The organism is Tibeticola sp., from assembly GCF_022759015.1.
GTDB lineage: Bacteria > Pseudomonadota > Gammaproteobacteria > Burkholderiales > Burkholderiaceae_C > Tibeticola > Tibeticola sediminis.
Genome location: NZ_JAEMQB010000078.1, coordinates 1 through 10,476, shown reverse-complemented (window position 1 = coordinate 10,476; position 10,476 = coordinate 1). Strand labels below are relative to the sequence as shown.

The 10,476-nt window shown below is 69.1% G+C and carries 12 protein-coding genes; 7 read left to right on the top strand and 5 right to left on the bottom strand.

Features of this window, described 5'->3' with window-relative positions; genetic code table 11:
• The first annotated feature begins 227 nt into the window (after nucleotides 1–227).
• The 3 genes from JHC36_RS04650 to JHC36_RS04640 are packed head-to-tail and all read left to right on the top strand — an operon-like array spanning nucleotide 228 to nucleotide 3,204.
• A complete protein-coding gene (locus tag JHC36_RS04650; protein WP_287916455.1) occupies nucleotides 228–1,205 on the top strand; it encodes a complex I NDUFA9 subunit family protein in 978 nt (325 codons plus the stop codon).
• A gap of 20 nt (nucleotides 1,206–1,225) precedes the next feature.
• Complete coding sequence (locus tag JHC36_RS04645; protein ID WP_287916452.1) at nucleotides 1,226–1,918, top strand: glutathione S-transferase family protein; 693 nt, start codon at nucleotides 1,226–1,228, stop codon at nucleotides 1,916–1,918.
• The gene (locus JHC36_RS04640) at nucleotides 1,915–3,204 is read left to right on the top strand and encodes a multifunctional CCA addition/repair protein (RefSeq protein ID WP_287916450.1); all 1,290 of its coding nucleotides are present in this window, start codon (nucleotides 1,915–1,917) and stop codon (nucleotides 3,202–3,204) included. Before JHC36_RS04645 ends, JHC36_RS04640 begins: the two co-directional genes overlap by 4 nt.
• 69 nt (nucleotides 3,205–3,273) lie before the next feature.
• On the opposite strand, the gene trxC is transcribed toward JHC36_RS04640, so the two are convergent.
• The 5 genes from trxC to JHC36_RS04615 all read right to left on the bottom strand — a co-directional run bounded on the left by trxC (nucleotide 3,274) and on the right by JHC36_RS04615 (nucleotide 7,212).
• Nucleotides 3,274–3,714, bottom strand: a complete 441-nt coding sequence (gene trxC, locus JHC36_RS04635) for a thioredoxin TrxC (RefSeq protein WP_124222452.1) — start codon at nucleotides 3,712–3,714, stop codon at nucleotides 3,274–3,276.
• 74 nt (nucleotides 3,715–3,788) lie between these two features.
• Complete coding sequence (locus tag JHC36_RS04630; RefSeq protein ID WP_287916445.1) at nucleotides 3,789–4,754, bottom strand: ROK family protein; 966 nt, start codon at nucleotides 4,752–4,754, stop codon at nucleotides 3,789–3,791.
• 31 nt (nucleotides 4,755–4,785) lie between these two features.
• Nucleotides 4,786–5,769 carry a sulfurtransferase gene (locus JHC36_RS04625; protein ID WP_124222456.1) on the bottom strand — a complete coding sequence of 328 codons (984 nt, stop codon included), beginning with the start codon at nucleotides 5,767–5,769 and terminating at the stop codon, nucleotides 4,786–4,788.
• A gap of 68 nt (nucleotides 5,770–5,837) precedes the next feature.
• A complete protein-coding gene (locus JHC36_RS04620) occupies nucleotides 5,838–6,032 on the bottom strand; it encodes a DUF2905 domain-containing protein (RefSeq protein WP_124222458.1) in 195 nt (64 codons plus the stop codon).
• 19 nt (nucleotides 6,033–6,051) lie between these two features.
• Nucleotides 6,052–7,212: a class I SAM-dependent methyltransferase gene (locus tag JHC36_RS04615; RefSeq protein ID WP_287916440.1), complete on the bottom strand. Its 1,161-nt coding sequence runs from the start codon at nucleotides 7,210–7,212 to the stop codon at nucleotides 6,052–6,054.
• Nucleotides 7,213–7,247: 35 nt separating this feature from the next.
• Between JHC36_RS04615 and JHC36_RS04610 the strand changes: the two genes are divergently transcribed.
• The 4 genes from JHC36_RS04610 to JHC36_RS04595 all read left to right on the top strand — a co-directional run.
• Nucleotides 7,248–8,066 (top strand): SDR family oxidoreductase, encoded by an 819-nt coding sequence (locus JHC36_RS04610; protein WP_287916438.1) that lies wholly within the window; start codon nucleotides 7,248–7,250, stop codon nucleotides 8,064–8,066.
• Between the two features lie 8 nt (nucleotides 8,067–8,074).
• Nucleotides 8,075–8,452 carry a dihydroneopterin aldolase gene (locus tag JHC36_RS04605; protein ID WP_124222464.1) on the top strand — a complete coding sequence of 126 codons (378 nt, stop codon included), beginning with the start codon at nucleotides 8,075–8,077 and terminating at the stop codon, nucleotides 8,450–8,452.
• 34 nt (nucleotides 8,453–8,486) lie between these two features.
• Nucleotides 8,487–9,413, top strand: a complete 927-nt coding sequence (ttcA, locus tag JHC36_RS04600) for a tRNA 2-thiocytidine(32) synthetase TtcA (protein ID WP_287916434.1) — start codon at nucleotides 8,487–8,489, stop codon at nucleotides 9,411–9,413.
• 10 nt (nucleotides 9,414–9,423) lie between these two features.
• Nucleotides 9,424–10,476 (top strand): response regulator (locus JHC36_RS04595; protein ID WP_287916431.1); only part of this gene is annotated, 1,053 nt, incomplete at its 3' end.

The window sequence follows — 10,476 nt, the reverse complement described above, 5'->3', positions numbered from 1 at the left end:
TCATGAGAACATCCTTAGGGCCAGTGGATAAAAATGGATCAACCCGACGGCAGATTTTAGGCCTCGCCACTTGCCGCCGGTCCCGAACAAACCCTAGGGCAACGCTGAACAGGTCCCTCGCGCGCCTCGCATCCCATCCCGCGGCCGCTCGCGCGCCATCGCGGGGCTTATTCAGCCTTGCCCTGGTCCTGTCGCGGACCGGTCCCAGTTGCCCTACAGTTCGCCCCATGAACAAGATCTTCGTCCTCGGCGGCACCGGCTTTGTCGGCCGCCATCTGTGTGAGCAGCTCAACCGCGCCGGCCAGCGCATCACCGTGGCGACGCGGCGGCTCGTGAATGCCCAAGCGATCCAGAGCCTGCCGCTGGTCACCCCGATCGAGGTCGACGTGTTCGATGAGGCGCAACTGGCGCGGCAACTCGCGGGACATGACGCCGTCGTGAACCTCATTGCCATCCTGCACGGCAGTGAGGATGCGTTCGAGCGCACGCATGTCGAACTGCCCGAACGCATCCTGCGCGCCGCGCGCAAGGCCGGCGTTCGGCGCGTCATCCACGTCAGTGCGCTGGGCGTGGCGGTCGATGCGCCTTCGCGCTATCTGCGCAGCAAGGCGCGCGGCGAGGCGGTCTTCCGCAATGCTGCGGCAGCCGGCCTGATCGATCTGACGGTGTTTCGGCCCAGCGTCATCTTTGGCGCGGATGACCGCTTCCTCAACCTGTTTGCCGAGTTGCAGCGCAAGCTGCCCGTGATGCCGCTGGCGCGGGCGCAGGCGCGGCTGCAGCCGGTTTGGGTCGAAGACGTCGCGCTCGGCATGACGCGCGCGATCTCGGGGCCGCAATCGCGCGAAAGCCTCGGCCAGATTTACGAAGCCGCGGGCCCCGAGGTGTATACGCTCGGCGAGCTCGCGCGTGCCGCCGGTGCTTGGGCCGGCGTCAACGAGGGTCGAGGCCGACCGGTGCTGCCGCTGCCCGATGCCCTGGGCTGGCTGCAGGCCGCACTGCTCGAGCTGCTTCCGGGCGAGCCGCTGATGAGCCGCGACAACCTCGACTCGCTCAAAGTCGACAACGTCGCCACCGGCGCCTACCCGGGCCTCGAGGCGCTGGGCATCCGGCCCGCGCCGCCCTCGGGCATCGCGCCGGGCTATCTCGGCCACCGTGGGCCGCGCAGCGGGCTCGATCTCGTCCGCCGCCGCGTCGACACTCCGTAAACCATCCTAGGAACCTCGCCATGCGCCAACTCTGGATCGGCAACAAAAACTATTCGTCCTGGTCGATGCGGCCGTGGGTCTTGATGCGCGAAGCGGGCATCCCCTTCGAGGAAGTGATGGTGCGCTTTGACGGCTTCGGGCCCGACAGCGCGTTCAAGCAGCGGCTCGCCGGCATCAGCCCCACCGGCAAGGTGCCGGTGCTCGTCGAGGACGATCTCGTCGTCTGGGATACGCTGGCCATTGCCGAGACGCTGGCCGAGCAATTCCCCGATCGCGCGTTGTGGCCACGCGAGCCGCGCGCGCGGGCGCATGCCCGCAGCATCTGCGCCGAAATGCACAGCGGCTTCATGGCCTTGCGCGCGGCCTGCCCCATGAACATCGAGGCGTCCTTGCCCGAGGTCGGCGCGCTGGCCTTGCGCGACAAACCGGCGGTTCGAAGCGACCTGCAACGCCTGACCACCCTGTGGAGTGAACTGCTGCACGCCCACGGGGGGCCGATGCTGTTTGGCGACTTCAGCATCGCCGACGCGTATTTCGCACCGGTGGTGATGCGCATCCAAACCTATGCCCTGCCCGTGCCCGAACCCGTCGCGGGCTATGTCGAGCGCGTGTGCGCGCTGCCTTCGGTGCGAGCCTGGGTCGACGACGCACGAGCCGAACATGACTTTCGGCCGTTCGAGGAACCGTACCGGCTGCACGGCAACCCGGCGTGAAGATCTACCGCGTCGGCGGCTCGGTCCGCGACGAGCTGCTCGGTCGGCCCGTGCAAGACCGCGATTGGGTGGTCGTGGGCGCAACACCGGAGGAAATGGTCGCGCTGGGCTACACCCCAGTCGGGCGCGACTTCCCGGTCTTTTTGCACCCCGAAACGCATGAGGAATACGCGCTTGCCCGCACCGAGCGCAAAACGGCGCCCGGCTACCACGGCTTCGTGGTCCATGCCGCGCCCGACGTGACGCTCGAAGAGGATCTGGCTCGGCGCGATCTCACGATCAATGCGATGGCACTCCCGGCCGATTTCACGCCGGCATCCGGCCCAAACAGCCTGGAAGAACACCTGATCGACCCCTACGGCGGCCTGCGCGACCTGCGCGCGCGCGTCCTGCGCCATGTGACCGACGCCTTCCGCGAAGACCCGGTGCGCATCCTGCGCGTGGCACGCTTTGCCGCGCGCTTTGCGGACTTTCAAGTCGCCCCCGAGACGCTCGCGCTGATGCGCGAGATGGTGGCGGCGGGCGAGGTGAACCACCTCGTGCCCGAGCGCGTATGGCAGGAGCTCGCCCGGGGCCTCATGGAGACGGCGCCGGCGCGCATGTTCGAGGTCCTGCGGGCCTGCGGTGCCTTGGCCGTGCTGCTGCCCGAAGTCGACCGGCTCTGGGGCGTGCCGCAGCGCGCCGACTACCACCCCGAAGTCGACACCGGCGTGCATGTGATGATGGTGCTGCAGCAAACCGCACGCTTCGCGGCGTCCCTGCCGGTGCGCTTTGCCGCGCTCACGCATGACCTCGGCAAGGGCACGACGCCGCCCAACGTGCTGCCACGGCACATCGGCCACGAAGAGCGCAGCGTGCGCTTGCTCGGCCCCTTGTGCGAACGACTCAAAGTGCCCAAGGACTGCCGCGAGCTCGCCGACGTGGTCGCGCGCGAGCACGGCCACATCCATGCCAGCCTCGGCTTCAGCGCCGCCGCGACGGTGCGCCTGCTCGAGCGTTGCGATGCGCTGCGCAAACCCGCACGCTTTGCCGACGTGCTGCTCGCGTGTGAATGCGACGCCCGCGGCCGCCTGGGCTACGAGGAACTGCCCTACCCACAGCGCGAACGGCTGCTGCAGGCGCTCGCCGCCGCGCAATCGGTCGACACCGCAGCCGTCGCCGCAGCAGCGGCGGCCCGAGGCGCCCGAGGCCCGGCCATCGGCGCTGCGGTGCATGCGGCACGGGTGGCTGCGGTCGAGCAGGCTGGGCTGTCCGCGCCCGACAAACCGGCGTCAGGCTGCGCGTAGGGTAACGCGGAACCCGGACCCGACCTCGAGCGCCTGGCAGTGTGCGATGGACGGCGCGAGAAACAGGTTTTAGCGGATGTGCTGCCGCACCCAAGCCGCAATCTGCGCGGGTGAGGTCATGGCGCCGGCCTGGCGGGCGATTTCGCGGCCGCCCTGGAACAGCGCCAGCGTGGGAATGCTGCGGATGTTGAAGCGCGCGGCGAGTTGCTGCGCCTCTTCGGTGTTGACCTTGGCCAGCCGCACGCGCGGCTCGAGCTGCGCGGCGGCCTGCTCGAAGGCCGGCGCCATCATGCGGCAGGGCCCGCACCACGGGGCCCAAAAGTCGACGAGCACAGGGATGTCGTTGCGGCTGATGTGGCGGTCGAAATTGGATTCATCAAGCGCGACCGGATGCGCGTCGAACAGGGCGTGATGGCATTTGCCGCAGTTGGGCGCGCTGCCCAAGGCTTCGGGCGCAACGCGGTTGGTGGTGTGGCAGTGCGGGCAAACGATGTGCAGGGGATTGGACATGGCGTAATTCCTGAATTTGGTTTTTGGTCAGTTTTGGGCCGAGGCGTGCGTTTTCAAGGCGATACCCCCGCCGGTCATTCCTCCGCCCCCGCCACCAGTGCGGCCGCCGCGTACTGGCCGACCTGCTCGCCCAGGCCCGCCGGGTGCAGCCGCACGCCGGCGGTCAGCGCGGGGAAATGCGCGTCGATCTGCGCCTGCAGCCGCGGCAACAGCCAGTCGCGGTGTGGCCAGAACACGCCGCCGCCGAGCGCCACCGCCTCGAGGTCGAGCGTGACGACGAGGTTGTAGAGCATGCGCCCCATGACCGCGCAGACAGCCTCCACTTGCGCGCGGGCGAGCGCGTCGCCACCCTCGAGGGCGGCGGCCCACAGCGCGGCTGGGTCGCGCCCGAAGCGCCGCTCGAGCGCGCCGCCCGCCACCTGGGCCTCGACATCGCCCAGGTTGCCGCAGCCGCAGCGCGCGCCGCTGGCGTCGTCATTCACGAATTGGTGCCCCGCGTGGCCTGCGTTGCCGTGTTTGCCGTGCAGCACCCGCCCATCGACGCACAGCCCGACGCCGACGCCGGTGCTCCAGGTCACATAAGCGCAGTGCGAGCGGCCCTGCAGCGCGCCCCAGCGGCGCTCGGCCTCGAGCGCGGCGATGGCATCGTTCTCGATGCGCAGGCGCGCCGCCTCGGGCAAGGCGGCGCGCAGCGGCGCTTCGAGCGGCAAAAAGGTCCAGTCATTGGGCAGGCCGGTTTGCCCGCCGCTCAAGCCGCCGCAGAGGTTGGGCGTGACGAGGCCGAGCGCACCGCCTTGGTGCGCAAACGGCCCAGCCGAGGCCACGCCGACCGCCGCCAGCGCCGCGCGACGGATGCCGGCCTCGGCACAGACGGCGTCGACGAGCCGCAGCACCTGTAGGGCCAGGGCTACGGGCTCGCCTTGGCGCACCGTCGGCTCACGCCGCGCGGGGCCGAATTCGGGACGCGCCGCGCCCGCTGCGCGGGCGAGCGCCACGGCGACCTTGGTGCCGCCGATGTCGACGCAGGCAAACCAGCGCACCGCTGCGAGCCCTCCCCGCCCCCGCGCAGCCTCAACGCTCGTCGACGGGCAGGCCCAGCATGACCCACTCGTAGAAGCCGCCAGGGAACATCGCCACGCCCTTCATGCCGAGCACGCGCTCGAGCACGAACCAGGCGCCGGCCGCGTATTGGCCGGTGTTGCAGAACACGATGCCGGGGCGCGGGCGCACGATGCCGGGCAGCGAGAAGATCGCGCGGTATTTCTCGGCGCTGAGGTAACGCCACGAGCCATCGGCCGCCTGCTCATAGAGCCATTCAGCCGCAATCGGCTCGGTGCCTGCGATGCGCCCGCGCTTCGGGATGGCGGGCACGGCGTCGAGCCCGAGGTATTGCGTGATCGGCCGGGTGTCGAACACAGGCTTTTTCGCCTTCAAGGCGGCTTGCAGCTGCTCGCGGCTCGCCACCATGCCGGCGCGGGCGCTCTGGGCCGTCCAGTTGCTCTGGCCCATGGGCGCGATGGCGTCGGTGTCGATCTCGCCGCCGGCCATAATCCAGGCGCGCACGCCGCCGTTGAGGATGGCGATTTGCTCAGGCGGCACGCCATAGACCTGCAGCATCCACACGAAATACGCGGCCTCTTGCAGCGAGGTGGCGTCGTCGCCGGTGGGGGTGACGACGATGGGCTTGCCCGGCTCGAGCTGCACGCCGCGCATGCGCGCCTGGAACTCGGCGGCGCTGAGCATCTGGTAGTCGATCTCCTTGCCTGCGATGTTGCGCTTGGTGCGCAGCCCCCAGAAGTTCACCGACAGCGCATCGGGGATGTGCCCGCCGACCTGCTCGAGCACGGGTTTGCCGGCGACGGTTTCGTACTTGGGTTTTTCGGTCAAGCTGTTGAGGTTGTCGCGCAGATCGACGACCTGCACCTCGGCCTGGTGCGCCTTGAGCCAAGGTACGTCCACGAGCGGTCCCGGCAAGGTGAGCGCCTGCACGGCACTGGCGGCCAGCAGCGCGGCGCCGCCGATCAGCGCTGAGAGCCAGCGGGGGGTTCGGTTCATGGGATCTCCTCCAGAAATATAGGGATAGGGGTATACAAGCCGCACAGTAATCGAGCGCCTGCCTGCGGTCAAATCCAGCGCGCGATGACGCTCGCCAGCGCGCTCAGGATGAGCGTCGTGGTCAAAGGGATGAACCACTCACGGCCAAAGAGGCGAAAGCGGAAATCGCCCGGCAGCCGCCCAAAGCCGAGCCGCTGCAACCAAGGCGTGAGCCCGTTGAGCAGCACCAGCGCGAGAAAAACGACGATGAGCCAGCGGATCATGCGCGTGGGCCGGTTGCGCTCACAAGCGGTGCGTGCGGTCGCCGGTGGCAAAGCCGCAGCTCGGCCAGCCCTCGCCCGTGCACAGCGCCAGCACCTTGAACAGCTCGCCCATTTCATGCTCGGCGATGAGCCGATGCGCCTGCGTGCGCGTGGCCAGGTCCGCAGCCTCCATGCGCTGGGCGATGCCGCAGTTGAGCAGAAACCGGCCCTGCGCGGTGTAACCCAGGGTGGAGAGGCCCGCATCCTGCGCGGCGAGTGCGATGCCGGTGAAGTTCACATGCGCGGTGATGTCTTTCTCGCCGACGTCCGAGAGCGGATCGGCGTCGGCGCGATGCGCGCGGTGGCACATCAGCGTGCCGGCGCTGCGTTCGGGGTGGTAGTACTCGGCTTCGGGGAAGCCGTAGTCGATGAAAAAGGCCGCGCCGCCGCGGGGACTGGCGCGCAGCCGTTCGGCCAGGGTGGCGACGAAGGCTTCGGCTTGGGGGTGGATTTCGGTCAGGTAGTCGTGCCGCCCCTCGGGCTCGATCGGCGGGCGCAGCTCGGTCGGGCGTTCCACCCAGGCGTAGGCACCATCGGCCGCGCGCGCGACGCCACGTTCGAACCACACCCCGCCGCGCCGTGCCAGCAACTTGACCGGCATCGCGTCGAGCAGCTCGTTGCCGATGACGACGCCCTCGATCGCATCGGGCAGGGTGTCGGCCCACTGCACCCGCTGACCCCAAGCCGCGAGCCGCTCGCGTTGCCGCGCACGCAAGTTGCCCGAGACTTCCACGATGGTGTAGCGGCGCACCGCCACCCCCATCGCGTCGAGCGCCGCCAATAGCTCCGCGGCCAGTGCGCCGCTGCCGGCGCCGAACTCCCACAGCGCATCGGTGCCGGTACGCGCCAGAGCCTCGGCGAGCGGCACGGCCAGCGTCTGGGCAAACAGCGGGGAGAGTTCAGGCGCGGTGACGAAATCACTGCCCGCGCCGTTCTGGCCCTGCGGAAAGTGGCCGAACTTGGGCGCGCCGCCGCTGTAATACCCCAGCCCCGGCGCATACAAGGCCAGCGCCATGAAACGGTCGAAGCCTATCCAGCCGCCGGCCGCGGCGATGGTCTGCGCCAACAGGCGATCCAAAGCCGCATGCCCCTCGGTGCCGCGCGGCGGGGGGGGCGTCGGTACACTTGCGCGTTTGTCCATCACCCGCCGATTGTCACCCAATGGCCCCTGACCCGATGCCCTCCCCCGCCGCGCTGGTTGTTGCGCCCGGCGGCTGCACGCCTGCGCACGGGGTGGTACTCGTCACGGGTGCAGCGCAGCGCCTCGGGCGTGCGATCGCGCTGGACCTGGCCGCGCACGGCTGGCGGGTGGCGGTGCACTACCGCAATTCAGCCGACGAAGCTCTCAAAACAGTAGCGGACTGTGACCGTTTGACGCTCGGGTCTGCCGCTTTTTCTGCAGATCTGGACGACGAGGCCGCCGCCCGTATGCTGCTGCCGCGCGTGGCCGCCACGATGGGCCCGGTCGAGGCCGTGGTGCACAGCGCCGCTTTGTTCGAGCACGACGACGCCGCGAGCTTTTCCTACGCGGCGATGGAGCGCCACCTGCGCACCAACTGCGGCGCGGCCATCATCCTCGCACAGGCGCTGGCCGCGCAGCTCGCCGCGCGCGCCGAGGCGGGCGAGGCCGACGCCCACGGTGTCCTGGTGCCGCTGCTGGACCAAAAGCTCTGGAACCCCAACCCCGACTTCCTGAGCTACACGCTCTCCAAGGCGGCGCTCGAGAGCGCGGTGACGCTGCTCGCGCAGGCACTGGCGCCGCGGTTGCGTGTGGTCGGGGTGGCACCGGGCCTCACGCTCACGAGCCCGTGGCTGAGCGACGAGAAGTTCGCCGCGCTGCACCGACTCAGCCCGCTGGGCCGCTCGTCCACGCCCGAGGATGTCGCGCACGCAGTTCGCTTTGCGCTCACCAACCGCGCGCTCACTGGCACCACGCTGCTGGTCGACGGCGGCCAGCACCTGATGCGGTTCGAGCGCGATTTTTCGATGATGTGAAGGCGCCCATGCCCCACCCGATTGCCCACGCCTCGCAAAGCCTCAGCCTCACCGGGCTGCGCTTCGACGCTAACCTCGGCATCCTCGACCATGAGCGAACCGCGCCGCAGCCCATCCAGGTGGACGCCGAGCTCAATCTCGGCCCGCAACCGCTGCTGCCGCGCGACGACGACATTTCGCAGGTGCTCGACTACCGCAAGGTGCGGCGCATCATCATCGAGGAATGCACCGCCGAGCATGTCAATCTGCTCGAGACGCTGATCGGCAAGCTCGCGCACCGGCTGATGCAATTGCCCGGCGTGATCGGCGTGCGCGTGAAAATCGCCAAACTGGAAATCTTCGACGACTGCGAAGTCGCCATCCGCGCGCAAGCCGGCCAATGGTGAGCGACGCCGCATCCGCCCCGCCCCTGCACAGACCATGCACCCGACCCTGAACCCCAGCGCCGACGCCGCCGAGACCGAGCGCGCGCGCCGCCGCGCCGCCTTCGAGGCGCACAAGCTCGAAAAACGCCTCTGCCGCGAGGTGGGCCGCGCCATCGTCGACTATTCGATGATCGGCGAGGGCGACCGCGTGATGGTCTGTCTCTCGGGCGGCAAGGACAGCTACGGCCTGCTCGACATCCTGCTCAAGCTGCAGGCGCGCGCACCGGTGCGCTTCGAACTCATCGCCGTCAACCTCGACCAGAAGCAGCCCGGCTTTCCGGCCGACGTGCTGCCCAACTACCTGCGCGGCTTGGGCGTCCCGTTTCACATCGAGACGCAGGACACCTATTCCATCGTCAAAGAGAAGATCCCCGAGGGCAAAACCATGTGCAGCCTGTGCAGCCGGCTGCGCCGCGGCATCCTCTACCGCGTGGCGAGCGAACTTGGTGCCACGCGCATCGCGCTGGGTCACCACCGCGACGACATCCTCGCGACGCTGCTGCTCAACATGTTCTTCGGCGGCAAGCTCAAGGCGATGCCGCCCAAGCTGGTGAGCGACGACGGCCGGCACGTGGTCATCCGCCCGCTCGCCTACGTGGCCGAGCGCGACCTCATCCGCTGGGCCGAACACCGCCAGTTTCCCATCATCCCCTGCACGCTGTGCGGCAGCCAGGAAAATCTGCAGCGCGCGCAAGCGGTGGCGCTGCTGCGCGAGTGGGAAAAGAAGTTCCCGGGCCGGCTCGACAACATGCTGCATGCGCTGCAAAACGTCGTGCCCTCGCACCTGCTCGATGCACGGCTGCACGACTTCGCGCACCTCGAAGCCACCGGCCGCCCCGACCCGGAAGGCGACCGCGCCTTCGATGCCGATCTCTGGCCCGAGGCCCCGCCCGCGGGCGTGCAGGTCGTGCACTTCGGTTGAAGGACAGCCCATGGCGTCGATCGTGGTCATCGAGGACGACGCGGGCACGCTCATGCTCGTGCGCTCGGTCCTCAGCAAAGAAGGTCACGAGGTCGCGACGGCGTCCGACGGGGTCGAAGGGCTCGCGCTCATCCAGGCGGTCAAGCCCGACCTCGTGGTGAGCGACGTGCACATGCCGGGGCTCAACGGCTTCGAGATGCTGGCCCAACTCCGCAGCCAAGCCGAATTCACCGCGCTGCCGGTCATCCTACTCACCTCGCTGCAGGAGCGCGCGCACATGCGCATCGGCATGACGACGGGCGCGGACGACTACATCACCAAGCCCTTTCGCCCCGGCGAGCTGCGCGAAGCGGTCCTTGCGCAGCTGCGCCGGCGCGAGAAGCAGGCCGAGATGCAAAAACTCGCCACCGAGGCTGCCGTGCGCGTGGCCGTCGAAGAGCGCACCCACAATCTTTCGCGCCTCTACGAGCAACGTCTGGCCAAGGCTTTGAGCGAGCGCTGGCCCGCCCCGGGTCAGGCCGCCGACGACGAGCATTTGAGCGACGCCACGGTGTTGTTCGTCGACATCCCGGTGTTTCCCGAGCTGGCCCAGGCACTCACACCGGATGAGCTCACCGGTCTGGTCAAGCGTTTCTACGGCAGCGCAGGCGATACGGTCTATCTCTTCGGTGCCCGCTCGATGCAGTTCGTCGGCGAAGGCCTGCTCGCCATTTTTGCCGACACGTCCGACACCGAATCGGTCAGCCACAGCCTGCGTGCCGCGCGCTCGGCGTTGGGCCTGGCCAGCGCGGCCCATGCCATGACCCAGCACCTGCAAACCCTCGGCAGCGGCCGACGCGCGCTGCCCGCGTTCACCGTCGCCATGGCCTTGCACCACGGCCCGGTCACGCTCGCGCGGCTCAAAGACCCGCTGCACGACGCGGTCGGCCAGCTGCTGCCGGTGGGCGAGACCACGATCACGGCGATGCAGTTGCAGCGCCAAGCCCAGGCCCTGGGCTGGCCGATTGCGGCGAGCATTTCGACCGTGCGTCACATTGCCGGCGCAGTTCGCACCGGCCGGCGC